This is a genomic window from Micromonospora sp. NPDC005257 (assembly GCF_042872445.1).
Classification (GTDB): Bacteria; Actinomycetota; Actinomycetes; order Mycobacteriales; family Micromonosporaceae; genus Micromonospora.
This window is the reverse complement of sequence record NZ_JBIAKL010000005.1, coordinates 69,571-92,748: the sequence shown is the minus strand read 5'-3', so window position 1 is coordinate 92,748 and position 23,178 is coordinate 69,571. Positions and strand designations below refer to the sequence as shown.

The following is a 23,178-nucleotide window of genomic DNA, read 5'->3' as shown; positions in this document are numbered from 1 at the left end:
CGGTGCCCGGGGCGGCGAGGTCGCCCCGGGCCGGTCAGCTCAGCTCTCCGGCCCGTAGCCGGGCCACCCAGGCCGCCGCGTCGGCGTAGTCGGCGTCCGTGAGCCCGGGCGGCACCGGCGCCGGCTGCTCACCCACCGCCGTGCTCCAGCGGTGCCGGGGGTACGACCCCAGGAACCGCACGTCGGCGCAGACCCGGCGCAGCCCCTGCAACGCCTCGCCGAGGCGTACGTCGGCGACGTGCCCGGCGCAGTCCAGGAAGAACACGTAACGGCCGAGCGCCTCGCCGGTGGGGCGGGACTCGATCCGGGTCATGTTCACGCCGCGTACCGCCAGCTCCATCAGCACCGCCAGCAGCGCGCCCACCCGGTCGTGGGCGAGGAACACCGCGAGCGAGGTGAGGTCGTCGCCGGTGGGCGGCGGGGGCGGTCCGGGGCGGGCCACGAGCGCGAACCGGGTCACCGCGTCCGAGTGGTCGGCGATCTTGTCGGCGAGCACCGACAACCGGTGCCGGGTCGCCCCGATCGGGGCGCAGATGGCGGCGTCGTACTCGCCGCTGGCCGCCCCGGCCGCGGCGGCGCCGTTGGAGAGCACGTCGACCACTGTGGCGTCGGGCAGGTGCTCCCGCAGCCAGCCCCGGCACTGGGTGGACGCCTGCGGGTGGGCCGCGACGGCGCGGACGTCGGACAGCCCGCCGGCGCGGGCGGCCAGCACGAACTCCACCGGCAGGACCACCTCGCGGGTGATCACCAGCGGGTCGCCCTCGACCAGTTCGTCGAGCGTCACCCCGACCGCGCCGCCGATGGAGTTCTCCAGCGGCACCAGTGCCGCGTCCGCCTCTCCGGCGCGTACCGCGTCGAGCGCCTCGCCGACGCTGCGGGCGGGTGTGCGGTCCCCGCGCTCGGCGGCGGGCACGGTACGCAGCGCCTGCTCGGCGAAGGTGCCCTCGGGGCCCAGGTAGATGAAGCGGGTCGGCGGTGTTCCGGGCATGCCGACCAGCCTACGCACCTGGCGTGCCGTCGCAGGCCAGGGTGCGGATGCCGGCCGGCGCCACGGTCCGTACCTCGACGCCGCACACGTCGGTGCCGGCGGTGACCAGCCTCGGCGTGCCGGTCTCGCCGCGGGTGACCACCTGCAACTCCTCGTGCCCGGGGACCGTCAGCACTGTGTACTGCCAGCCGTCGGCGCAGAGCGGACCGGTCGTCACGGTGACCCGGACGTCGCGGGGCAGCACGCCTGCGGAGCCGCGCAACAGCGCGACTATCCGGTCGCCGGAGGGCCGCCCCCGGCAGGGCGCCGCCGACGACGGCACGGACGGGGCGAGCGTGGGCGGGAGGACCGGCGCCGGTGGGGTCGGGGTGGCGCTCGGGGTCGGCGTGGCGGACGCCGTCCGGGCCGGGCCGGGCGTCGCGGCGGCGGATGGTGGTGCGCGCAGCTCGGGCGGGGTGCCGCAGGCGGTGAGGGCGAGCAGCATCAGCAGCGCCAGCGGGCGGTGGCGGTGGCGGCGGGGGTGCGGGGTGCCTGGCACGGTGTGCGTCCTCGACATCGAGGGGTGTCGTCGTGTTGCGGGGCCGAGGTCATCGTAGGAGGTCGACCGGCCCGGGTGAAGCACACCGGGTCCCGTCGCGGGGGTCAGACCGCGGAGAGGAAGGTGAGCGAGCCGGCCACCGCGCCGTCGGTGAGCACCGGCGTGGAGATGGCGTCGACCGTCCGGCCGGCGTGGGAGCCGGGCCCCTGCACGCGCAGCAGGCCGCGGGCGAGCCGCCCGGAGTGCAGCGCGAGCAACGGCGGGATCTTGTCGGTCTCCTGCTCGGTCAGCTCGCTCGGTCTGGCCGTGAAGTCGACCAGGCGCAGGCCGCCCTCCAGCAGGGGCAGGCCGATCACGTCCTCCGGGGCGCCCAGGCAGAGCAGGCCGCAGCCGGACGAGGAGATCGCCACGACAGTGGTGCCGGCGTCGATCAGCAGGCACGGCTCGGCGGCCCGGGAGACCATGCCGGACCACTGCCCGAAGTTGTCGGACTCCTGCTCGGTGGATGCCGCGGGCGCGAACACTTCCGAGAGTGAGAGTTCGACGTGGGCCACCGCGCCTCCTATGTACACCGACCGTCTGTCCACGCTAGCCGGTCGGTGCGGCGGAAGCATCGGCTGCCGGGCGGCCGGCGACGGCGCGGACCGACGGAACCAGTCGGGGGCGGTGCCGGGGGCCGCGTGGCGTCGCCGGAGACGTTACCGGCGGGCGGCCCGCTTGTCAGCGGCCGTTCGGCCCTCGTCATACCACCGGTAGTCGGCGGATGGACGGTACGTGCCGTTGAACCAGGTCGCCGGTGCCTGGGCGACGCGGGAGAGCTTCTCGGCGGTGGCCGGGCTGATCCGGTTTCCGCCGGCCACCAGCAGGCGATCCAGCTCGCGGTGGGTGGCCATGAGGCAGTCCTTCGGCAGGCCGTAGACGCTGATCACCCCGGAGCCGACGAACGTCAGCACCGGGGTAACCGGGATCGGCAGGCCGACCGCGTCGGAGAGGGCCTTGCTGGCCCGCTTGGCGTCCCGGCGTGCCTCCGCCACGTACGGCGGGCGCTTGCCGTTGATCTGGACCACGTCTCCGGCCACCAGCACCCGGGCCCGGCCGTGGTCGGCGATGGTGACCGCGAACAGGCCGCTCGGCCCGATGGCCAGGAACCCGGCGCGGTCGTCGCCGCCGCGGTCGAGCAGCATCTCGGCCGGGTCCGTCCGGGGCCATTCGATGACGTGCCAGGCGGGACCGAGGTGGTCGAGTTGGCCCAGGGCGCGGGCCCCGGCCGCTTCCAACCGGCGGGCCCCCCGCTCCGCCCGGCGACGCCGGGCCCACTCCAATGGAGTCGGTCGGGCCGGTTCGAGCACCGAGGTGGGCTCGACCCGGGAGTGCGGCACCGTGTGGGGCGGCAGTGCCCTACTCGATACGGCTCGACGAGCGGGAAAGACAGTCATCGCGACCTCCGGCAAAAGGTCTCTCGAAGTTATGTCTCCACTACCCTACGTTGCGCCCCCGGGGGCTCGGCAAGTTGGACCGCCGGAGTGAGTGCGGATGAATGCCATATTCATTCACACTTCTTTTCCGGATGCTGCGCAAGCCTGCCCTAGGCTGCGGGGGTGACCCACTATGTGGACAGCGAAGTCGCCCGCCTCGGGACGGTGCTGCTGCACCGTCCGGGACCGGAACTGGCCCGCCTCACCCCACGCAACAACGACAGTCTCCTGTTCGACGCTATCCCATGGGTGGGACGCGCGCAGGAGGAGCACGACGCGTTCGCGGCGGCGCTGCGGTCCCGCGGGGTCGAGGTGCTCTATCTGGTCGACCTGCTGGTCGAGACGCTCGCCGTGGCCGACGCCCGGGCCGAGCTGACCGAGCAGGTGCTGCGGTCCCGCCGGCTCGGCCACACCCTGCGGCGCCGGGTCGCCGACCATCTGACGTACCTCGACCCGGCCGGGCTGGCCGACGTGCTCACCGCCGGGCTGGCCCACGAGGAACTGCGGATCGGCGCCGACCGCCCCGGCGGTCTGGTCTGGACGCTGATGAACCGGCACGACTTCGTCATCGACCCGCTGCCCAACCTGCTGTTCACCCGCGACTCGTCGGTCTGGATCGGCGACCGGGTCGGTGTGACCAGCCTGGCCATGCCGGCCCGGCGGCGGGAGACCACGCTCACCGACGCCATCTACCGCTACCACCCGCGCTTCGCCGGCACCGAGTTCGTCTACCACCCCCGGCTGGAGCACCTGGAGGGCGGCGACGTGCTGCTGCTCGCGCCAGGAGTGCTCGCCGTCGGCGTCGGCGAGCGCACCACCCCGGCCGGCGCGGAACGGCTGGCCCGGCAGGTGTTCGCGGCCGGCCTGGCACACACCATCCTGGTGGTGCCGATCGCGCAGGAACGCGCCACCATGCACCTGGACACGATCTGCACGATGGTCGACGCCGACGCCGTGCTGATGTACCCGAACGTCGCCGACGAGCTGTCCGCGTACACGGTCATCGCCGGCGCGGACGGCGACGACCTGCGGGTCGACGGGCCGGCGCCGTTCCTGCGGGCCGCTGCCGACGCGATGGACCTCGACCAGCTCCGGGTGATCGACACCGGCCTCGACCCGGTCACCGCCGAACGGGAGCAGTGGGATGACGGCAACAACACGCTCGCGCTCGCGCCCCGGCTCTGCGTCGGCTACGAGCGCAACGTGGAGACCAACGCGCAACTGGAACGGGCCGGCATCGAGGTGATCGCCATCGCCGGGTCGGAGCTGGGCTCCGGGCGGGGCGGCCCGCGCTGCATGTCCTGCCCGCTGGTGCGGGAGAAGGGCGGGGCCGCCTGACCCGGAGACGTCAGCGCAGCGTCAACTGGCGGCCGAGCAGGCCCTGGCGGGCCCGGCGGCCGGCCGCGTCGAGTGGCTCCCGCTCCGCGACCGCCTCGGCGTAGCGCTTGGCGAACTCCGCCACCGGCGCCTCCCACTCGGCGGCCGGGGTGTCCTCCGGCAGGTCCCAGACCGGCGCCAGCCGCCCGTGCGCCCGGAACATGCCCGCGAACTTCGTGTCGTCGCCGAGCGTCAGCGCGCCCGCCGCGGCCAGCCGGGACAGCGCGTCCAGCGCGGCGTCCTCGTCCTCCGCCAGGACCAGGCGAACGTGGGCCTTCTCCGGCACCTGGCACCAGTACGCGGCCCGCGCGGCGGCCAGCTTGACGGTCGGGTAGATGGCCGAGTTGGCCCGCTCCAGGGACGCCTGCACGTTCGGGTCGTCGGCCGCGCCCGGGTCGAGCCAGAAGTCGAACCCGTCGTGCATGCTGATCTCCAGCGGGCCGTCCACCAGGATGTCCTGGAGGCGGGGGCCCGGCCCGGGCAGCGGCGGCACGCTCACCTGGCCGCCCGGCTCGGTGCGCAGCGCGGAGATCAGCGCGTCGGCCAGGTCCCGGGAGACGTCGCCGGACTGCTGGTGCCGCTGCAGGCCGATGAAGACCCGCCCGTCCGGCTTGGTGATCGCCGGGGCGGCCATCGGCAGCACCGTGGCCAGCGTGACCGGCCGGTCGCCGTACTCCTCGATCAGGTCCGGGGTCAGCCGCAGCGGCGCGGACGCGGCCGGGACCAGCTCGCGCAGGGCGATCCACTCCGGCTCGTCGGCCAAGCCCTCGAACGGCCGGGGCACGAAGACGTCGCGTACCTTCTCCCGCTTCGGGGTGGCCTCGACGGCCCGCTGGTTCTTCCGACGCTTGCTCATGCGCCCGCTCCGCTCCGCTCGCTCATGGCGAGACAGCCTAGATGCCGAGCCCCGGCGGTGGGGGCCGGACCCGGCTGTCGCGTCGGTCAGCCGGCGGCGACCAGGTCCGTCCGCTGCGCCGGGACCGGGTCGAACCGGGCCCACACGCTCTGGCCCAGACCATCGCGCTCCACCCCCCAGCCGCTGGCGAGCCCGGCGACGATGTGCAGCCCGCGCCCGTCGGCCGCGTCCGGCGAGGCGGTACGCATGCACGGGCCGGCGCCGGTGCCGCCGTCGGTGACCCGTAGCTCGATGCTCGGTCCCCGCTCGGTCGGGCGTAGCCGCCAGGCGACCCGCAGTTCCTTCCCCGCCCGTGAGCGCCCCGGGTCAGCCCCGGGGCAGCCGCACCTCTGCGACCGTACCGCCACCGTTTCTAGGCCGTAGGGATACCCATCCTTTCTGCTGTTCAACGATCTGGCGAACGAGATAGAGGCCGAGCCCGGCCCCGGGATAGCGGCGGCGGTCGCCGGACTCCCCCTGCCAGAACCGTTCGAAGGCCCGCTCCACGTGTTCCGGGCGGATGCCGATGCCCCGGTCGGCCACCCGGAACGAGACGGTCCGCTCGTTCGCCTCGGCGGTGATCTCGATCGGCGTGTCCGGCAGCGAGTACTTTCCGGCGTTGGTGCCCAGTTCGGTGAGTACCGTGGCGAGGCTGTGCCGGTCGCCGAGCGCCTTCGGCAGGTCGGCGGGCAGGTCGAGCACGACCCGGTGCCGGACGTCGGCCGGCAGGTCGGTCACCGCCGCGCGCAGCGCGTCGACCAGGTCGAACGGCGCGGTCGGCTCACCGCCGGGGCGGTTCTCGGTGGCGGCGGTCAGCAGTCGGTCGACCAGGCGGGCCAGCTCGTTCGCGCGCTGGCCGATGATCCGGGCGGCCTGCCTGCGGTCGCCGTCGCTCAGCGAGTCCCAGTGGTCGGTGAGCGTGTCCGCGTACCCCTTGATGACGGTGACCGGGGTACGCAGCTCGTGGCTGGTCACCGCGACGAACAGATCCCGGTCGTGGTCGCGCCGCTGCTGGTCGGTGGTGTCGCGGAAGGTGACCACGCGCAGCGCGTTCGGGCCGGGCAACTCGCCGGAGGTGATCCGCAGCCAGCGGCCGTCGGGCAGCCGGTGGTCGAGCACATGGCCGGGCGGCGGCAGCGGGAACGGCAGCGGGCGGCTCAACGCCTCGTCCGCCGGCCGGCCGGTGACCTGGACCGCGGCCGGGTTCCAGAGCCGGACCCGCCCGTCCCGGTCCACCACCGCCAGCCCGTCGGCGAGCGCCGCCACGACCGGGCCGTCCCCGTGCACCGGCAGACCGGTCTGGTCGCCGTACATGTGGGCGACGCACGCGGCGATGTAGCCGATGACGGCCCGTTGCGAGGGTTGCAGCGGCTCGCCCAGCGGGTAGAGCGCGTGCAGGCTGCCGACTGTGAGCCCGCCGATCTCGGCGCGCGCCACGATCATCCGGCAGAGACCACGGCCGGCGACCTCGTCGGCGAGCGCGCCCGGGATCGCGTCGACCCGGACCTCCCGTACCGGCGGGCCGGCGAGCAGGCAGACGGTGGCCGGATCGCTGGCGGGCAGCGGGCGGCCGAGCACGAACTCGGCGTTGCCGGTCGCCGCGATCACCCGTCCACCGGCCGGGGTGAACTCCACGAAGACCAGGCCGGCCGCGCCGACCGTCGGCTGGACCTCGCCGAGCAGGCGGGTGAGCACGGCGAGACCGGACTCGCCGGAGTTGATCATATTGATCACTGCGGTGTGGCCGGCGATGAAGGCGGGGTAGTCGGTTCGCTCCGGCATGCCACGAGTGTGCCGCGCCGTGCGCGTCGGGGACACCCCCGGCCGGTCGACCGTCCCCCCGTACCGATCGACGGGACTCACCGGCCCAACCGGGCCAGCGCGTGGGCCGGCCGGTCCGTGATCACCCCGTCCACGCCCGCTTCGAGCACGAGTTCCAGGTCCTCCGGCTCGTTGACGGTCCAGACGTACACCGAGTTGCCGGCGGCGCGCAGCGAGGGGACCAGGCGCGGGCGGGCCCGGACGAGAGCCACGCCGGGACCGGCGATCCGGGTGCCGAACGGCAACCGGCCCAGCGGCAGCAGGCGCGGCAGGACCTCCAGCAGCAGCACCGTGGGCAGCGCCGGCGCGAGTTCCCGGATCCGGCGTACGGCGAACGGCGAGAACGACATCGCGGTCACCTGGACGGGATGGTCCGGGCGCGGCTCGGCCAGCCCGTACCGGCGCAGCAACTCGACCAGGCGGCGCTCCACCTCGCCCCGATAGCGCGACGGGTGCTTGGTCTCGATCAGCAGCCGGACCGGCCGCCCGGCGGCCAGCACCGCGTCGAGCAGCCGTTCCAGCGTGAGCAACCGGGTGTGCGACTCGTCCAGCGGCACGTCGTCCTCGGCGAGCGCCGCGGCCCGGTGCCAGGAGCCGAAGTCGAGCGCCTCCAGCTCGGCGAGCGTTCGCGCGCTGACCAGCCCACGGCCGTTGCTGGTGCGGTCCAGCCGGCGGTCGTGGACGCAGACCAGGTGCCCGTCGCGGGTCAGCCGGACATCGCACTCCAGCCCGTCCGCGCCCTCGTCCAGGGCGCGCAGGTAGGCGGCGAGCGTGTGCTCCGGCAGGTCGTACGAGGCGCCGCGATGGGCGAAGACCAGGGGGGCGGTCACGGACGCGTCACCGGCTCAGGCGACCCGGCCCGGCTGCCCGTCGTCGGTGACCACCGGACGACCGGCGGCGGCCCAGTCACCCATCCCGCCGTCGACGTTGCGCACCTGGTCCCAGCCGTTGCGCATGAGGTAACCGACCACCTGGGCGGACCGTCCGCCCGAACGGCAGATCACCGCCACGTCGCGGTCCTGCGGGATCTCGGCGATCCGGGCGGGCAACTCGGTCATCGGCAGGTGATGGGCGGCCGGCGCGTGGCCGGCGGCCCACTCGTCGTCCTCCCGGACGTCGAGCAGGTAGACGTCGTCGGGCACGGCCGACGCGGGCACGCTGGGTAGTGAGGCTCCGAACACGGTAACCAAGCCTAGTCGCCCGAGCCGCTCACAGCCGGTTGACCCAGCGCGGGTTCGCGCCGGCCCACTGCGGCACGCGCGTGTCGCGCAGCGCGGTGAACAGCCCGCCGCCGCCGTCGTCGTCCAGCACCACGTACGAGACGCCGTCGATGGTCTGCGGGTAGGAGGGCACCTGGACCCCGCGCAGGGCGTCCGCGGGCAGGCCGCGCAGCGCGAACAACAGCTCGTCCAGGGGTACGCCGTTGGTGTCCACGGTCAGCGCCCCGCCCGCCGCGCGCAGCACCCGGTCCAGCTTGACCGGGTCGTTGCGCAGCCGCGTCTGGCCGGCCCGGTCGACCATCGCCCGCAGCATCTGCTGCTGGTGCCGCTGCCTGTCGTAGTCGCCGCCGGGCAGGTCGTAGCGCTGCCGTACGTAGTCGAGCGTCCGCGCGCCGTCCATCTGCTGGCAGCCGGCGTCGAACTGGTGCTGGGTGTGGATCGAGCGCACCGGCGTGTCCACGCACATCCGGATGCCGCCGAGCTGGTCGATCACCTGCTTGAAACCGGAGAAGTCGACGAGCGCCGCGCCGTCGAAGCGGATCCCGGTGAGCCGGCTCAGGGTGGCGCTGAGCAGCCGCGCGCCGCCCTCACCGCCGCCGCCGTGCTCGTACGCGGCGTTCACCTTGTCCTGGCCGCCGGGGAAGCCGGGCGTCGCGGGGAGCGCCACCAGCAGGTCGCGCGGCACGGAGATCAGGTACGCCTGCCGCATCCCGGCCGGCACGTGCACGATCAGGATGCTGTCGGAGCGCTGGTCGTCCGGGCTCGCGCCGGGCCGGTGGTCCGAGCCGATCAGCAGGTAGTTGAGTGCGCCGTCCAGGTCTGTCCGCTTCTTCCGGGCGGCCGGGTCGAGCAGTTGCTCCTTGGCGACCGTGCGGTCGTAGCGTGAGCTGAGCCAGCGCAGACCGGCGACGCCGAGCGTGGCGAGCAGCACCAGGACGAGCCCGGCGCCGAGCAGGATCCGCGCCCAGCGGGCGGGTCCACCCCGCCCGCGTCGGTTCCGTGCTGGCCTGGACGTGACGATCCCCCCGTAGCCGCGACATGAGACCCGCTCACGTCCAGGGTACGGGGGATCGGCCGACCGGTATCGCTTTCGCGCAGGTCAGAACGTCATTTACGGGTGGAGAGGACGTCCGGGTTGTTCACCACGAACTCGGCCAGCTTGTCGTCCTTGACCGCCTGGAACATGTCCATGCTGAGCTGGTTGAGCACCTCGCGGTTGTTGCCGTTGCCGTTGAAGGTGCCACCGTTGGTCCGCAGGGTGACGAGGTCGTTGCCGGTCACACCCTTCATCGTGAAGATGAAGTCCTCGATCGATACGCCGCCGGTGTCCAGCACGAACGCCTTGCCGGCCGCCTTGATGAGCCCGTTCAGCTTGATCGGGTTGGTCAGCGTACCGCTCTCGGAGGCCTTCTTGGCCATCGCCTTGATCAGCTGCTGCTGGTTCTGCTGGCGGTCGTAGTCGCCGTTGCGGAGGGTCTTGCGCTGCCGGGAGTAGTCGAGCGCCTGCCAGCCCTCCATCTCCTGGCAGCCCTTCTTGTACGTCACCGGCTTGCGCTGCTTGCCGGTCTTCTTGGCGTCCGCGTTCCACATCGGCTTGCCGTCGACGTACGACATGTGCAGGGAGGAGACCTCCTCGGTCACGCAGATCCGCACCGATCCGAGCTCGTCGATGACGTTCTTGAATCCGCCGAAGTTGATGATCGCGGCCCCGTCGAAGCTGATCCCGGTCATCCCCTTGATGGTCTTGGCCATCATCTGGGCGCCGCCCTCCCAGCCGCCGCCGTTGCGCGCGCCGATCTGGAAGGCGGAGTTGATTTTGTCGGTGCCGCCCCTGAAGCCGTTCTTGGACGCCGGGATGTGCGCCTCGGTGTCACGCGGAATCGAGATCAGGTAAGCCTGGTCGTGGCTGGCCGGAATGTGCAGCACGATGATCGTGTCGGCCCGGACGTCGTCGGCGGCCCAGCGGGCACGCGCGTCCACGCCGAGCAGCAGCATGTCGATCGGGCCTTCGAGGTTGTTGCCGCCCTCGGCCTTGGTCTTGCCCGCCTCGCCGAGCAGGTTGCGCTGGGCGATGTTGCTGGTGGCCTGACCGATGACCGCCTTGCTGCCGACGATCGCCACGCCACTCGTCACCATCAGCACCGCGCCGAGCACGAGCGTGAGCTTCGCCCAGAGCGGGTCCTTGCGCTTGGTGCGCTTCTTCTTGCCACCGCCGGGACCGCGACCGCCGGAACCGGGCTGTGGGGGGATGACCGGAGGAACCCGCCCGGATGATCCGGGTCCCGGTGAGTGGGTGCGACGGCTGGTCTGGACCGGCATGCGTGCTCCAGCTCGGTGATCGGGGGCGGGACCACTTTACGTACTGGTTCTCGTTTATGCGACCTCGTAGAGCGGCAATTCCCGTCAATCCCGGCAGCACCCTCGGGGTGTGGCCGAACGGGCAGGAGTAAGGAGCCGGTCGGCGGTTGGCCTCCGTGGTGGCGAGGGATCCAGCGCGCGACACCGGTCATGCCGTGCCGGCGTCAGCCGCCCGCGCTGTCGCCCGAATCCTTCTGGTTGGCCTGCATCCACTCGGCCATCCGGTCCGCGGCGATCGCCTTGTACATCGCCAGCGCCTTCTCCCGATCGGACACCACCACCGACTGGCCGTCGATGGTCTGGCCGCCCAGGTGCGGGCTGGTGACGAACGTCAGGTTCTCGCCCCGCAGGCTGCGGAACTGCACTGCCATGTCGGTCAACGAGAAGCCCTGGTCGACCGTGACGGCGGCGGTCACCGCCTTGAGGAAATCGTTGAGCTTCTTCGGGTTGGTGAGCGTCCCGGTGCTCGCCGCCTTGTCCATCAGCGCCTTCAGGAACTCCTGCTGGTGCCGCATCCGGGCGAAGTCGCCGTCCGGGAACTGCTTGCGCTGCCGGACCCAGTCCAGCGCCTCGGCGCCGTTCATGTGGTTCACGCCCTTGGTGAACGTCCGGTACGGCTTGTGGATCGAGGTGATGGTCCGCTCCACCTTGAGGTCGACCCCGCCCAGCGCGTCGGTGACCTCCTTGAAACCGCCGAAGTCGATGGCCATCACGTGGTCTATCCGTACGTCGGTGAAGCACTCGACGGTCTTCACCGCGAGGGGCAGGCCGCCGAACGCGAACGCCGCGTTGATCTTGTTGCGGGAACCGGAGTCACAGGACGCGCCGGCGCTCTCCGGGATCGGCACGTACAGGTCGCGCGGCACCGAGACCAGATAGGCGCGCTTGTGGTCGGCCGGGATGTGCATGACGATCACGGTGTCCGCGCGCCACTTGCCGGAGCCGTCGACCGGAGCGTCCGGATCACGCGAGTCGCTGCCGACGAGCAGGATGTTGAACGCGCCGTCGACCTGTTTGGCCGGCCGGCCCCCGGTGAGTCCGGCGAACGGGTCGGTACGCGCCAGATCGTCGTCCAGGTTGCGGGCGTAGAACCAGGCGCCGAGGCCGCCGAGCAGCGCCAGCACCAGCACCGCGACGCCGGCCACCAGGCCGATGCGCCCCCAGCGCGGCCGGGGACCACGCCTGCCGGACCCGCCCGGACCGCCGCCGCCCGGACCATCGGGACCGGCCGGGCCCGCCGGGCCGCCGGGACCGCCGGAGCGGGGTGCCTCGTCGTGTGCGGGGTACCACCTGGCTTCCGAGGGCCGGGTACGCCCGGTGGCGGCCCGGCCGGAGCCGGGAACCGGTGCGCGGCCCGCGCCCCGGTTCAGGTGTCGGGGGAGCGGTGCGCCGGCAGACGAGGTCGCTGACATGTAACCGAGGGTAGGTCGGCCGGGCCACCGACGCCCTCGTACGCGCGCCGATGTCAGCCGGGTCCTCGGCGGGTTCAGTACCCGAGACGCTCGCGGAAGTACTCGATCGTGCGCCGGAGGCCGTCCTCGGGCGTGACGCTCGGCTCGTATCCGAGCAGTTCGCGGGCGAGGGTCAGGTCCGGGCGGCGCATCTCCGGGTCGTCGGAGGCGCGAGTGATGTAGCTCACCTCGGACCTGCTTCCGGTGAGTGACACGATCGTCTCGGCCAGTTGCCGCATCGACATCTCGTGCTCGGTGCCGCAGTTGATCGGCCCGGTCTCGGTCGAGTCCAGCAGCAGCAGGATGCCGCGCACCAGATCGTCGACGTAGCAGATCGACCGGGTCTGGTTGCCGGTGCCGTGCACCGTGATCGGCTCCCCGCGCAGCGCCTGGGAGATGAACGTCGGAATGGCCCGGCCGTCGTCCGGGCGCATCCGCGGGCCGTACGTGTTGAAGATCCGCACGATCGCCGTGTCGGTGCCCCGGCTGCGGTGGTAGGCCATGGCGGCCGCCTCGGAGAACCTCTTCGCCTCGTCGTAGACGCTCCGGATGCCGATCGGGTTGACGTTGCCCCAGTACGTCTCGCGCTGCGGGTGCTCCTTCGGGTCGCCGTACGCCTCGGAGGTGGAGGCCATCAGGAACCGCGCGCCGTCGTCGGTGGCCCGCTCCAGCAGCGCCAGCGTGGCCACCGAGCCGACCCGGAGGATCTCCACCGGCAGCTTCTCGAAGTCGGTGGGGCTGGCCGGGGACGCCATGTGCAGGATCGCGTCGAACCGCTCGGTCATCGCCGGGTGGTGCGGCAGGCCGTCGGAGATGTCCGCCTCGACGAGCGTGAAGGTCGGCGTGTCCAGCAGGTGGGCCACGTTGTCCTTGGACCCGGTGACGAAGTTGTCCAGCACCACGACGGTGCAGCCGCGCTCGACGAGCCGGTCGACCAGGTGGGACGGGACGAAACCGGCGCCGCCGGTGACGAGGATGCGGTGTCCGGTACCGAAGCGGGGAGCGACCTTCATGGCGGTCAGCCTATACACGCGAGGCGGGGCCCCCGCGTAAGGCAGGGGCCCCGCTCCACCGTGGTGATCAGTGGGCGCCGGCTCCGGTGAGCGAGCGCACCTCCAGTTCCGCGTACTTCTCCTCGTCGTTCTCCTTCGAGAGGATCGTGCCGAGCCAGCCGCACAGGAAGCCGAACGGGATCGAGATGATGCCCGGGTTGGACAGCGGGAACCACTGCCAGTCGTGCTCGGGGAACATCGCCGTCGCCGCGCCGGAGACGACCGGGGAGAAGAAGACCAGCACCACGGCGGCGAGGAGGCCGCCGTAGATCGACCAGACCGCCCCGGAGGTGTTGAACCGCTTCCAGAACAGGCTGTAGAGGATCGCCGGCAGGTTGCCCGAGGCGGCCACCGCGAACGCCAGCGCCACCAGGAACGCCACGTTCAGGTTCTGCGCGAAGATCGACAGGACGATCGAGACCGCGCCGATCACCAGCGCGGAGATCCGGGCGACGTTCACCTCCTGCCGCTCCGACGCCTCACCGTTCTTCATCACGTTGGCGTAGAAGTCGTGCGCCAGGCTCGACGACGACGCCAGGGTGAGCCCGGCGACCACCGCGAGGATCGTGGCGAACGCGACCGCCGCGATGATCGCCAGTAGTGTCGCCCCGCCCAGGTTCCCGCCGAAGAAGTCCATCCCCAGTGCCTCGGCGAGCTGTGGGGCCGCGGTGTTGCCGGCCTTGTCCTGCGCGGTGATCGCCTGCCCGCCGACGATCGCCGCCGCGCCGAAGCCCAGCGCCAGGGTCAGCAGGTAGAACGCGCCGATGATGCCGATCGCCCAGAGCACGCTCTTGCGGGCCGCCCGCGCGGTCGGCACGGTGTAGAAGCGGATCAGGATGTGCGGCAGGCCGGCCGTGCCGAGGACCAGCGCGATGCCCAGCGAGAGCAGGTCCATCTTGCTGTAGAACGTCTTCAGCGCGTCGCCGGGTGTCTCCACGCCGTAGCGCAGCCCGGGTTCGAGGAAGGACGCTCCCTTGCCCGACGCGGCCGCCGCGTCACCGAGCAGCGACGACAGGTTGAACTTGTACTTGGCGAGCACCAGCAGCGTCATCAGCAGCGCGCCGCCCATCAGCAGGAACGCCTTGACGATCTGCACGTACGTGGTGCCCTTCATGCCACCGACCGTCACGTAGATGATCATCAGAGCGCCGACCATGATGATGGTGGCGACCTTGGCGGTGCCGGCGTCCATGCCGAGGAAGGTGGTGCCCGGCTTGATACCGAGCAGCAGGGCGACGAGCGCACCCGCGCCGACCATCTGGGCCAGCAGGTAGAAGATCGAAACGGTGATGGTGGAGACCGCCGCCGCGGTCCGGACCGGCCGCTGCCGCATCCGGAACGCCAGCACGTCCGCCATCGTGTAGCGGCCGGAGTTCCGCAGCAGCTCGGCGACCAGCAGCAACGCCACCAGCCAGGCGACCAGGAAGCCGATCGAGTAGAGGAAGCCGTCGTAGCCGTACAGCGCGATGATGCCGGCGATGCCCAGGAAGGACGCCGCCGACATGTAGTCGCCGCCGATCGCCATGCCGTTCTGGAAGCCGGAGAAGGAACGGCCGCCGGCGTAGAAGTCGGTGGCGGTCTTGGTCTGCCGGCTGGCCCAGACGGTGATCGCCAGCGTGATCGCCACGAACACCAGGAACAGCGTGATGGTGAGGTTCCGGGCGGTGGTGCTGCCCGCCTCAGCCGCGAGGACCGTGTTCATGGGTCACCTCCCCCATCTCGTCGCGGATCCGGTCGGCGACCGGATCGATCCGGCGGTTGGCGAACCGCGAGTAGAGCCAGGCGATGACGAACGTGGAGACGAACTGGAGCAGGCCGAAGACCAGGGCGACGTTGATGTTGCCGATCAGCTTCGTGCCCATGAATCCCCGCGCGTACGCGGAGAGGATGACGTAGAGCGCGTACCACAGGAAGAACGCGACGGTCATCGGGAAGACGAAGCCGCGCAGAGTGCGCCGCAACCCGGCGAACTCGTCCGACCGCTGGACGGCGAGGTACCGTTCCGCCGCCGACTCGGCGGGTGCGGACGCGGGTGTGTCCGTGGACATCTGTGGATCACCACCTTCGCAAGGCGTGGGGAGTTTCGCGCACCGTAGAGAGCGCGCTCCCGGCCCCGGAAGGCTCCGCCGCCCGGCGGCGAACGGCTGCGCCGAACGGCACCTCCACTGCGCCCAGTGACCCACATCACTCCGCTAACCGGTCGCCCCCCGCGCTCTGCCCAACCGCAAAGCCCTCACCCCCGGGGGGCGTCGGGCGTGCAGGGGGCTCAGTGGGGGAGGTCGTGGTAGCGGCCTCGGTAGTGGAGCAAGGGGGGTGTCTCCCCGGGCAGGTCCACCGACTCGATGGTGGCCTCGACCAGCAGGCTCCAGCCGTACTCCCGGGCGGCGGTGAGGCGGCAGCCCGCCCACCCGCCGGCGTCCGCGGGCACCGGGCCGTACGGCGTCCCGGTCCAGGCGTCCAGGGCGAACAGGCCGCCGGGCGACGGGAACAGGCCGGCGAAGCGGTCGGCGAGCTGCCGGTGCCGCGGGCCCAGCGGGGCCACCGCGAACCGCCCGGCCTCCTCGATCGCCGCCCACAGGTCGGACTCCGGATCGATCAGCCCGAGCAGCCGGTCCGGCTCCCCCTCGGCCACGAGCGTGGAGGAGACGGTCAGCCCGGCCGGGCCGGGCGCGGTCCAGAGCGTCACCGGAGAAGCCAGCCGGCCGCGCAGCCGCCGTGCCGGCGAGCGTTGCGCGGCCGGTGCCGCGAACGGATCGGTGGAATGGATCTCGGCGCCCGGCTCTGGATTCACGTGAAACATTGTGCCGCCCGGGCCGCCCGGTCCTGCGGCGACCGCGCCGCTCGCCGGTGCGCCCTACGCTGTCGGGTATGTCTCTCATACCCCCGCAGAAGCTCGCCCAGGAACGGGTCGTCAGCGCCGACGCCATCGTCGGGGGCCGGGTCGACCTGCGGCTCTATCCGCACCGGCACCTGGTGATCGCCTGCGCTACCTCCTGGGGTCGCAAGAGCTTCCAGCCACTCATGGAGGCGATCGAGCACCTGTCGAACTACGGCTGGGAGCTGATCAACATCACGAGCGTCGGCGAGAGCAGCATTCTCTACGCGGCGATGCGCCGGACCGCCTGAGCGTTACCGGCCGGGGACCGCTGAGACCCGCCGTACCGGTCGACGTCGGACCGGCCCGCCGCCGTCCGGTCAGCCGCCGTCCGGCGTTCCGTCGGCGAGCAACAGACGGGCGGCGGCCAGCACCTCCGGGTCGGCGCAGCCGGCCGCGTACCCGGCGATCCGGCGGCGGATGTCGCGCCCGAGCAACCATCCCCCGATCCGCTCGGCGACCGGGCGCAGGAACGCCGGGCGGCAGCGGAAGTTGTACCGCCACGTCGCGATCGTGGTGCCGGGCTCCGGGCCGGGCGCGAAGCGCCACCCGCCGCCGAACCGCTCGAAGAACCACGGTCCGCGCACCATCTTCATGCCGACGTTCGTCGGTGGTGACCAGGAGACGTACTCACTGACCATGACCAGCCCGTGCCGGGAGCGGGTGAACGTGCGCACGCCTCGGCCGGGCCGCGTCGCGCCGTCGACGAAGTGCTGCTCGCGGACGAACGGGTCCCAGCGGTACCGCACCGGGGCGGTGGTCTGGGAGACGGCGAACGCCAGCTCCGGCGGAACCGGGACCGTGGTGACCGCTTCGACGACAGGCATCAGCGCCTCGGGGTGACTGCGGCCAGCAGCTCCGGCTGCCGGTGATCGAGTGTGTCCCCCGCCATGTACGCGCCGAGCAGCGCCGCGCCTGCGCCGTACGCCAGGCCGACCGGCAGCGCCAGCCAGAGCCACACGTCGCCGAGCAGCGCGGCGGCCACCACGAACGGCACCGCCGCCACCGCCGAGACGACCATGGAGACGAGGGTGAGCAGTCCCTTGGTGAAGCTCGCGCCGCTGTTCATGGCGAACGGGTTGCTCGACTCGGGCAGCGAGTAGGCGCCGAGCACCGACACGAACCCGTTGATCGCCAGCCCGCAGCCGTAGGACGCGAACAGGGCCCCGACCATCACCCCGAGCCATCCGGGGCGCCCGAGCGCGACCGCCAGCACGACCGCGATCACGACGAGCATCGGCACCACGTAGAGCGAGAACGCGGCCATCCGGGCCCGCAGCTCCACCCGTCCGGGCACACCAGCGACCACGTTCGCGGCGTAGGAGCTGCCGTCGAAGCCGAACTGGTTGGCGAGTGTCACCGACGCGAGCACCCCGACGAAGAGCATGGAGATGCTGACCAGCACCGGCGACGAGTCGGCGGCGGTCCCGCCGAACGCCGCCCCGTCGTCGGTGCTGAACGAGAAGCCGCCGAGGTTCACCATCACCGGCACGAACACGCCGACCACGGCGATCGTGATCAGGTTGGCCCGCCGCCGGGCGTCCCGCCACCAGTAGCGGCACTCGCGGGCGACGAGCGCCCCGAACCGGCCCCGCCGGGCCCAGCCCACCGCGCGGGGGAAGAGTTGCGCCACCGCGCCACCGGCCACGCCGCGCGGTGCCCGCGCCGGGCCGCTGCTCGCCGTGCCCACCATCGCCGACTCCAGCGACCGGGACCACCAGAACAGGAGTACGCCGAGCGTCGCGAGCGCGATCAGCAGCTTCACCACCGCCGTGCCGGCCCGGCCCTGTGCCACGTCCACACCGGCCGTCCACGGCGCGCCGAACGGCGTCCAGCCGACCACCCGGGCCACACCGTCCAGCCGGTCCCAGTCGGTCTGCCGTACCGCCGCGAGCACCAGCAACTGCAACGGCCCGAGCAGCGCGGCCAGCACCGCCAGCAGCACGGCGGCCAGGTCGCGTACCCGGCGGGACCGCAGCATGGTGGCGAACGCGCTGGTCAGCGCGCGGGCGCCGGCCAGGCAGACGAACAGCCCGACGACCACGCCGAGCGCGCCGACCAGGGCGGCCGACCATCCACCCAGCGCACCGGCGGTGACCACCAGCCCGGCCGCCGCGATCACCGTCGCCAGGGCCGGCACGCTGACCAGCGCGGCGGCGAGCAGGCCGGTGACCAGGGTGCGGCGGGACAGCGGCAGCAGCGCGAACCGGGCCGGGTCGAGCGTCTCGTCCACGCCGAAGAAGACGAGCGGCAGGAGTAGCCAGCCGAGCGTCAGCAGGCCACCGCCGAAGGCGGCGACCATCAGCGCGTACCGGGACTCGCCGGCCAGCCCCGGCGCGGCGAGCAGGAAGAACCCGACGGCGGCGAACCAGAGCCCGAACAGCAGGCCGAGGACGAACAGCGCGATCCGCCAGTTCTGGCCCCGGAAGTTGTTGGCGAGCACCCGCAGCTTGAGCCGGACGAAGTGCCGGGGCGACACGCGCCGGGCCGGACGTTCGGGCACGGTCACCGGGACAGCCACGACAGCTCCTCGCCGGTCGCGGTCCGGCCGCCGACCACCTCCACGAAGACGTCCTCCAGCGACCGGTCGCCGCGCACCTCGGCGAGCGTGCCCACCCGCTTGATCCGGCCCTCGGCCAGGATCGCCACGTGTGAGCAGAGCCGCTCGACCACCTCCATCACGTGGCTGGAGAAGATCACCGTGCCGCCACCGCTGACGTACCGGTGCAGGATGTCGCGGATCAGCGCCGCCGAGACCGGGTCGACCGCCTCGAACGGCTCGTCCAGCACCAGCAGGCGCGGACCGTGCAGCAGCGCGCAGGCCAGCCCGATCTTCTTCTTCATGCCGGCCGAGTAGTCGACCACGAGCGTGCGGCCGGCGTCGGAGAGCGCCAGCACGTCGAGCAGCTCCGCGGCCCGCTGATCGACCACCGCCGGGTCCATGCCGCGCAGCAGACCATGGTAGGCCAGCAGCTCCGCCCCGCTCAGCCGGTCGAAGAGGCGTACGCCGTCCGGCATCACACCGAGCAGGCGCTTGGCGCGTACCGGGTCGGCCCAGACGTCGTACCCGAGCACCCGCGCCTCACCGGCGTCGGGCCGCAGCAGGCCGACGGCCATGGAGAGCGTGGTCGTCTTGCCCGCGCCGTTCGGACCGAGCAGGCCGTAGAACGAGCCGGTCGGCACGGCGAGGTCGACGCCCGCCACCGCGACCTTGGTGTCGAACTGCTTGGCCAGACCGCGAAGGGAGAGCGCCGGGTGCTGATCGGTCATGGTCCGACCGTATCCGGCCCCGGCCAACCGCTGCTCGGGCGGCAGGGTGATCTCGCGTCATTTCTGAGAGGTACGAGTCGCATCGCCGCTCCGCACCGCCTGCCCTACAACCGCAGCGACTCCGGGGTGTGCAGGCGGAGCATGGTGGCGCCGACGTCGCGCGGGAGCCGCCGCCGGCTCGCCATCGAGACGACCACCATGACCGTGAACGCCAGCGGCACCGTCCACGCGGCCGGCTGGCTGGTCAGCGTCGCCGGCCACCCGGTCAGCGGCGGGCCGAGCACGGTGAGCAGCACCGCCCCGATCGCCGCGCCGCCGCCGACCAGCACCCCGGCGGCGGCGCCCAGGTCGGTCAGGCCGCGCCACCAGATGCCGAGCACCAGCAGCGGGCAGAAGCTCGACGCGGCCACCGCGAACGCCAGCCCCACCACCTGCGACACGTCGAGCCCGGAGACGTTCAGGGAGAGCACCGCCGGCACCGCCCCGGCGATCACCGTGGCGAGCCGGAAACCGCGTACCGAGCCGCGTCCCAGCACGTCCGTGGAGATCACTCCGGCCACGCTGGTGAGCAGGCCGGACGAGGTGGACAGGAAGGCCGCGAACGCGCCGGCGGCGACGAGCGCGGCGAGCAGCCGGCCGGTGGTGCCGTCACCGAGCGCCGCCTCGGGCAGCAGCACCACCACCGCGTCGGTCTGGCCGCTCACCAGCAGTTGCGGGGTGTAGACGCGGCCCAGCACGCCGTAGACGGTGGGCAGCAGGTAGAAGACGCCGACGAGCGCCAGCACCACGAGCGTGGTGCGGCGGGCGGCGGCGCCGTCGGGGTTGGTGTAGAAGCGGACCAGCACGTGCGGCAGACCCATCGTGCCGAGGAACGTGGCCAGGATCAGCGAGTACGTGGCGAACAGCCCTCGGTCGTCCTCGCCCGCGGTGTCCGGCAGCAGCCATTCGGCGGCGCCGTTCGCCGCGCCGGTCACCTCCGGCACCGGGTCGCCGGCGGCGAATTCGATGCGGTCGCCGGGGCGTACCTCCCGGATGTCGCCGTCGGGCAGGGTGAGCGTCGCGCGGTGCTCGACCACCACTGTGGTCGCGGTCCGGAACGTCGGCCCGTCGGGCGGGGTCACCGCCGGGCGGGCGTCGGCCTGCCACTGCAACGCCAGGAAGATCGCGGGTACGGCGAGCGCGGTGAGCTTCAGCCAGTACTGGAACGCCTGCACGAACGTGATCGCCCGCATGCCGCCCAGCGCCACGTTGGCGGTCACCACCACGGCGACGAGCAGCGCACCGAGCGGGTACGGCGAGCCGGTGAGCGTGGCGAGCGTCAGCCCGGCGCCCTGCAACTGCGGCACCAGGTAGAGCCACCCGATGAAGATCACGAAGACGGTGGCGAGCGTGCGCAGCCGGCGCGAGCCGAGCCGCACCTCGCAGAAGTCGGGCAGCGTGAACGCGCCGGAGCGGCGCAGCGGCGCGGCCACGAACAGCAGCAGCGCCAGGTATCCGGCGGCGAAGCCGACCGGGTACCAGAGCACGTCCACGCCGTACTTGAGGATCAGCCCGGCGACGCCGAGGAAGCTCGCCGCCGACAGGTACTCCCCGCCGATCGCGGCCGCGTTCCAGGTCGGGCTCACCGACCGGGAGGCGACCAGGAAGTCCGAGGTGGTCCGGGCCAGCCGCAGCCCGTAGAAGCCGATGCCGACGGTGACCAGTGTGACGGCGACGATCGCCGGTACCACGTAGTCGTTCGGCATCAGCGTTCCGGCCGTCGGATCAGGTCGACGAAGTCCTGCTCGTTGCGTTCGGCCAGCCGCACGTACGCCCAGCCCACCACGATCAGGAACGGGAACGAGACCACGCCGAGCAGCAGCCACGGCAGGTTGACGCCGAGCACGGTGACCCGGCCGACGGTGGGCGCGATGGCGAACAGCCAGGGCAGGCCGCCGAGCCCGATCAGCACCAGCAGGCTGAGCCGCAGCGCCAGCGAGAGCTGGGCGCGCATCAGCCCACGTACGAGCGTCTCGCCGACCGGGGTCTGCTGGGTCAGCTCCGAGCGGGCGCGATCGGCCGGGCTGCCCACCCTGGAGACCTCGGCCAGCACGATCCGCGTCCGCTTCGGCGCGGCGGCCGGCTGCGGCCCGCTTTCCGGCCTGCTGCCCGGCTCGCGGAGGCCGGGCGTGCGGGACGCGCGCGGGCCCGGAACCGGGGCGGCCTCGGCGGCCCGGCCCGAAGGGTGCTGTTCCTCGGCTCCGGTCACCCCCGGCAGTCTCGCCCGCTCAGCGGGAATGTCAAGAGCACAATTCCGAGCCCTGTGCACAACCTGTGGATAACGCTTCACGGTTGTGGATAACCCGGTGGATGGCGCGGAGTCGTTGTGGACGACCGGACGGGATGTCAGCATGCTGGACGGTCGACGACCTCCAGGATCTCCCCGAGGACGGCCAGGACTACGAGATCTCCTGAACGCCCCCGGAACCTTCCCGCCGTCCTGTGAGTGGACAGGTGGGGAGAGGGGGTGACGGTGCCCGACGGTGATCTCATCGCGGAGCTGTACGCGGGGTCCTTCCGCCGGCTGGTGGTCCAGCTTTACGCGGTGACCGGTGACCTGAGCGAGGCTCAGGAGGCGGTCCAGGAGGCGTTCACCAAGGCGCTGGTCGCGCCCGGGAGGTTCGCCCGGCTCGAGAATCCGGAGGCGTGGCTGCGGCGGGTCGCGGTGAACGTCGCTGCGGTCCGTGGCCCACTCCCGCCGACGTCGGTCCGGTGTCCTGGGCGCCACCGCCCTGGTGGTGCTGGCGGCCCTGGTCGCCCCGCCGCTGGCGAGCCGGTCCGCGCAGTTCGGATCGTCGGATCCACCCGGGCCGAACCTGCCGGGCAAGGCCGGCGACTTCACGTTGACCGGCCCGACCTCCGGGGTGGACGTACGGGTCGAGACGTGCGTGTTGCCCTTCGCCCGGACCGCCGACGGGGGCCGGACCTGGACCGACTGGGACGATGCGCGTTACCGGGCCGCCGACTGCGAGCCCGGTCCGGCCCGCAGCGCGACGAGCCTGGACTACGCCGTCCTGAGCGACCGCACCTATCTGGTCCACGACGACGGAGTCCGTCGGCTCTCCACCGACTACGGCCGCACCTGGCGGGACGCCGAGCAGGCGATCACCGCCGTACGGGCCTTCCCGCCCGCCGCCCGGCCCATCCCGCGCGGACTGGCGTCGCCGGCCGTGACCGAGCCGCTCGCGGTGGACCCGTCGACGGGGGACGTCTACCGGCTCAGCGGGCAGCCGCCGTCACCACTGGCGTTCTCCGGCCTCTACCCCGCGTCGGACGGCAGCATCTGGACCACGTACGGGAGCAACGGAACGACGGTCGGGGCCCGTAGCGCCGACCGGGGAGTGACCTGGACGACCTGGACGCCGGCCCCGGGGAAGACGGTTCTGGCGCTGGCCGGGGTGGACCGGCGGGTGGGCTACCAGATCGCCGCGGACGCGGATGGCGCGGTGACGCTGGAGCGGACCCAGGACGGCGGGACGACCTGGTCCACCACGGTCACCGGGCTGCCGGAGGTGGCGCACTGGGATCTGACAGTGGGATCGGACGGATCCCTGCTGGCCGTCACCCAGACCGGTGCGGGCGACGACCGGGTCGCGGAGGTGCGGGTCAGCCGCGACGACGGCCGGAGCCTCGCCGTGGCCCGGGCGGGCGGCATGCCGGTCGCCTCGGTGAGTGTCGCGCCGGGCTACGCGTGGCTGTTCGGCCGGAACGACGGGCGGGACGGGGAGGCGGACCATCTGGTCCTCACGCCTGACGCGCGGGTCTGGTCGCGGATCCCGCTGGCGTCCTCCTGACCGTGCCGGGGCGGGACCGTTCCGG

Annotated in this window: 23 protein-coding genes and 2 pseudogenes; 4 read left to right on the top strand and 21 right to left on the bottom strand. The window is 72.5% G+C overall.

From position 1 onward, the window contains the following. Nucleotides 1–34: 34 nt before the first annotated feature. The 4 genes from pheA to ACFYO8_RS12605 form a co-directional block, all read right to left on the bottom strand. A complete protein-coding gene (gene pheA, locus ACFYO8_RS12620) occupies nucleotides 35–988 on the bottom strand; it encodes a prephenate dehydratase (RefSeq protein ID WP_354866597.1) in 954 nt (317 codons plus the stop codon). Nucleotides 989–998: 10 nt separating this feature from the next. Next, nucleotides 999–1,544: a hypothetical protein gene (locus ACFYO8_RS12615; RefSeq protein ID WP_387188641.1), complete on the bottom strand. Its 546-nt coding sequence runs from the start codon at nucleotides 1,542–1,544 to the stop codon at nucleotides 999–1,001. Between the two features lie 86 nt (nucleotides 1,545–1,630). Then, on the bottom strand, nucleotides 1,631–2,080 hold the full coding sequence (locus ACFYO8_RS12610; RefSeq protein ID WP_354866598.1) for a hypothetical protein: 450 nt from the start codon (nucleotides 2,078–2,080) through the stop codon (nucleotides 1,631–1,633). A gap of 144 nt (nucleotides 2,081–2,224) precedes the next feature. After that, nucleotides 2,225–2,962, bottom strand: a complete 738-nt coding sequence (locus tag ACFYO8_RS12605; RefSeq protein ID WP_355093742.1) for a hypothetical protein — start codon at nucleotides 2,960–2,962, stop codon at nucleotides 2,225–2,227. A 162-nt stretch (nucleotides 2,963–3,124) separates the two neighbouring features. On the opposite strand from ACFYO8_RS12605, the gene ACFYO8_RS12600 reads away from it, so the two are divergent. Continuing rightward, on the top strand, nucleotides 3,125–4,339 hold the full coding sequence (locus tag ACFYO8_RS12600; RefSeq protein WP_354866602.1) for an arginine deiminase: 1,215 nt from the start codon (nucleotides 3,125–3,127) through the stop codon (nucleotides 4,337–4,339). 10 nt (nucleotides 4,340–4,349) lie between these two features. Here ACFYO8_RS12600 and ACFYO8_RS12595 read toward each other — a convergent pair whose 3' ends face one another. The 12 genes and pseudogenes from ACFYO8_RS12595 to ACFYO8_RS12540 all read right to left on the bottom strand — a co-directional run bounded on the left by ACFYO8_RS12595 (nucleotide 4,350) and on the right by ACFYO8_RS12540 (nucleotide 15,975). Beyond that, complete coding sequence (locus tag ACFYO8_RS12595; RefSeq protein WP_354866604.1) at nucleotides 4,350–5,234, bottom strand: DUF5926 family protein; 885 nt, start codon at nucleotides 5,232–5,234, stop codon at nucleotides 4,350–4,352. A gap of 86 nt (nucleotides 5,235–5,320) precedes the next feature. Continuing rightward, nucleotides 5,321–5,581, bottom strand: a pseudogene (locus ACFYO8_RS12590) (ATP-binding protein); the annotation flags it as partial. 19 nt (nucleotides 5,582–5,600) lie between these two features. After that, entirely contained in the window at nucleotides 5,601–7,055 is a 1,455-nt protein-coding gene (locus ACFYO8_RS12585) for an ATP-binding protein (RefSeq protein WP_354866606.1), read from the bottom strand. Between the two features lie 77 nt (nucleotides 7,056–7,132). Next, on the bottom strand, nucleotides 7,133–7,924 hold the full coding sequence (locus ACFYO8_RS12580; protein ID WP_354866608.1) for a glycerophosphodiester phosphodiesterase family protein: 792 nt from the start codon (nucleotides 7,922–7,924) through the stop codon (nucleotides 7,133–7,135). 15 nt (nucleotides 7,925–7,939) lie between these two features. After that, nucleotides 7,940–8,275 (bottom strand): rhodanese-like domain-containing protein, encoded by a 336-nt coding sequence (locus ACFYO8_RS12575; protein ID WP_013289303.1) that lies wholly within the window; start codon nucleotides 8,273–8,275, stop codon nucleotides 7,940–7,942. Nucleotides 8,276–8,303: 28 nt separating this feature from the next. Then, on the bottom strand, nucleotides 8,304–9,245 hold the full coding sequence (locus tag ACFYO8_RS12570) for an LCP family protein (protein ID WP_354866610.1): 942 nt from the start codon (nucleotides 9,243–9,245) through the stop codon (nucleotides 8,304–8,306). Between the two features lie 176 nt (nucleotides 9,246–9,421). Next, complete coding sequence (locus ACFYO8_RS12565; RefSeq protein WP_354866612.1) at nucleotides 9,422–10,633, bottom strand: LCP family protein; 1,212 nt, start codon at nucleotides 10,631–10,633, stop codon at nucleotides 9,422–9,424. A gap of 203 nt (nucleotides 10,634–10,836) precedes the next feature. After that, on the bottom strand, nucleotides 10,837–12,084 hold the full coding sequence (locus ACFYO8_RS12560) for an LCP family protein (protein ID WP_355093748.1): 1,248 nt from the start codon (nucleotides 12,082–12,084) through the stop codon (nucleotides 10,837–10,839). 74 nt (nucleotides 12,085–12,158) lie between these two features. Further along, the gene (locus tag ACFYO8_RS12555; protein ID WP_355093750.1) at nucleotides 12,159–13,136 is read right to left on the bottom strand and encodes an NAD-dependent epimerase/dehydratase family protein; all 978 of its coding nucleotides are present in this window, start codon (nucleotides 13,134–13,136) and stop codon (nucleotides 12,159–12,161) included. Nucleotides 13,137–13,203: 67 nt separating this feature from the next. Beyond that, nucleotides 13,204–14,877 (bottom strand): cation acetate symporter, encoded by a 1,674-nt coding sequence (locus tag ACFYO8_RS12550; RefSeq protein ID WP_354866618.1) that lies wholly within the window; start codon nucleotides 14,875–14,877, stop codon nucleotides 13,204–13,206. Continuing rightward, nucleotides 14,855–15,223: a DUF485 domain-containing protein gene (locus ACFYO8_RS12545; RefSeq protein ID WP_354866620.1), complete on the bottom strand. Its 369-nt coding sequence runs from the start codon at nucleotides 15,221–15,223 to the stop codon at nucleotides 14,855–14,857. The genes ACFYO8_RS12550 and ACFYO8_RS12545 overlap by 23 nt, the downstream gene beginning before the upstream one ends. A 218-nt stretch (nucleotides 15,224–15,441) precedes the next feature. Next, nucleotides 15,442–15,975 (bottom strand): flavin reductase family protein, encoded by a 534-nt coding sequence (locus ACFYO8_RS12540; protein ID WP_354866622.1) that lies wholly within the window; start codon nucleotides 15,973–15,975, stop codon nucleotides 15,442–15,444. Nucleotides 15,976–16,043: 68 nt separating this feature from the next. Between ACFYO8_RS12540 and ACFYO8_RS12535 the strand changes: the two genes are divergently transcribed. Beyond that, entirely contained in the window at nucleotides 16,044–16,301 is a 258-nt protein-coding gene (locus ACFYO8_RS12535) for a hypothetical protein (RefSeq protein ID WP_354866624.1), read from the top strand. 69 nt (nucleotides 16,302–16,370) lie between these two features. On the opposite strand, the gene ACFYO8_RS12530 is transcribed toward ACFYO8_RS12535, so the two are convergent. The 5 genes from ACFYO8_RS12530 to ACFYO8_RS12510 form a co-directional block, all read right to left on the bottom strand. Next, nucleotides 16,371–16,877 (bottom strand): SRPBCC family protein, encoded by a 507-nt coding sequence (locus ACFYO8_RS12530; RefSeq protein WP_354866626.1) that lies wholly within the window; start codon nucleotides 16,875–16,877, stop codon nucleotides 16,371–16,373. Then, the gene (locus ACFYO8_RS12525; RefSeq protein ID WP_354866628.1) at nucleotides 16,877–18,571 is read right to left on the bottom strand and encodes an ABC transporter permease; all 1,695 of its coding nucleotides are present in this window, start codon (nucleotides 18,569–18,571) and stop codon (nucleotides 16,877–16,879) included. Before ACFYO8_RS12525 ends, ACFYO8_RS12530 begins: the two co-directional genes overlap by 1 nt. After that, nucleotides 18,556–19,320 (bottom strand): ABC transporter ATP-binding protein, encoded by a 765-nt coding sequence (locus ACFYO8_RS12520; protein WP_354866630.1) that lies wholly within the window; start codon nucleotides 19,318–19,320, stop codon nucleotides 18,556–18,558. Before ACFYO8_RS12520 ends, ACFYO8_RS12525 begins: the two co-directional genes overlap by 16 nt. Nucleotides 19,321–19,424: 104 nt before the next feature. Continuing rightward, the gene (locus tag ACFYO8_RS12515) at nucleotides 19,425–21,065 is read right to left on the bottom strand and encodes a cation acetate symporter (RefSeq protein ID WP_387257212.1); all 1,641 of its coding nucleotides are present in this window, start codon (nucleotides 21,063–21,065) and stop codon (nucleotides 19,425–19,427) included. Next, the gene (locus ACFYO8_RS12510) at nucleotides 21,065–21,415 is read right to left on the bottom strand and encodes a hypothetical protein (protein WP_354866788.1); all 351 of its coding nucleotides are present in this window, start codon (nucleotides 21,413–21,415) and stop codon (nucleotides 21,065–21,067) included. The genes ACFYO8_RS12515 and ACFYO8_RS12510 overlap by 1 nt, the downstream gene beginning before the upstream one ends. Before the next feature lie 390 nt (nucleotides 21,416–21,805). On the opposite strand from ACFYO8_RS12510, the pseudogene ACFYO8_RS12505 reads away from it, so the two are divergent. Together ACFYO8_RS12505 and ACFYO8_RS12500 are read left to right on the top strand one after the other, a co-directional pair. Further along, nucleotides 21,806–22,024: pseudogene (locus tag ACFYO8_RS12505) on the top strand (sigma factor); the annotation flags it as partial. Between the two features lie 19 nt (nucleotides 22,025–22,043). Further along, a complete protein-coding gene (locus tag ACFYO8_RS12500) occupies nucleotides 22,044–23,153 on the top strand; it encodes a WD40/YVTN/BNR-like repeat-containing protein (protein ID WP_387257211.1) in 1,110 nt (369 codons plus the stop codon). The last annotated feature ends 25 nt before the right edge of the window (nucleotides 23,154–23,178 follow it).

Coding starts and splice junctions, on each gene's coding strand:
- ACFYO8_RS12585 (WP_354866606.1), bottom strand. CDS start 7,055: ATGCCGGAGCGAACCGACTACCCCGCCTTCATCGCCGGCCACACCGCA.
- ACFYO8_RS12520 (WP_354866630.1), bottom strand. CDS start 19,320: ATGACCGATCAGCACCCGGCGCTCTCCCTTCGCGGTCTGGCCAAGCAG.
- pheA (WP_354866597.1), bottom strand. CDS start 988: ATGCCCGGAACACCGCCGACCCGCTTCATCTACCTGGGCCCCGAGGGC.
- ACFYO8_RS12545 (WP_354866620.1), bottom strand. CDS start 15,223: ATGTCCACGGACACACCCGCGTCCGCACCCGCCGAGTCGGCGGCGGAA.
- ACFYO8_RS12535 (WP_354866624.1), top strand. CDS start 16,044: ATGTCTCTCATACCCCCGCAGAAGCTCGCCCAGGAACGGGTCGTCAGC.
- ACFYO8_RS12605 (WP_355093742.1), bottom strand. CDS start 2,962: ATGACTGTCTTTCCCGCTCGTCGAGCCGTATCGAGTAGGGCACTGCCG.
- ACFYO8_RS12555 (WP_355093750.1), bottom strand. CDS start 13,136: ATGAAGGTCGCTCCCCGCTTCGGTACCGGACACCGCATCCTCGTCACC.
- ACFYO8_RS12560 (WP_355093748.1), bottom strand. CDS start 12,084: ATGTCAGCGACCTCGTCTGCCGGCGCACCGCTCCCCCGACACCTGAAC.
- ACFYO8_RS12540 (WP_354866622.1), bottom strand. CDS start 15,975: ATGTTTCACGTGAATCCAGAGCCGGGCGCCGAGATCCATTCCACCGAT.
- ACFYO8_RS12565 (WP_354866612.1), bottom strand. CDS start 10,633: ATGCCGGTCCAGACCAGCCGTCGCACCCACTCACCGGGACCCGGATCA.
- ACFYO8_RS12595 (WP_354866604.1), bottom strand. CDS start 5,234: ATGAGCAAGCGTCGGAAGAACCAGCGGGCCGTCGAGGCCACCCCGAAG.
- ACFYO8_RS12550 (WP_354866618.1), bottom strand. CDS start 14,877: ATGAACACGGTCCTCGCGGCTGAGGCGGGCAGCACCACCGCCCGGAAC.
- ACFYO8_RS12530 (WP_354866626.1), bottom strand. CDS start 16,877: ATGCCTGTCGTCGAAGCGGTCACCACGGTCCCGGTTCCGCCGGAGCTG.
- ACFYO8_RS12515 (WP_387257212.1), bottom strand. CDS start 21,065: ATGCCGAACGACTACGTGGTACCGGCGATCGTCGCCGTCACACTGGTC.
- ACFYO8_RS12615 (WP_387188641.1), bottom strand. CDS start 1,544: ATGTCGAGGACGCACACCGTGCCAGGCACCCCGCACCCCCGCCGCCAC.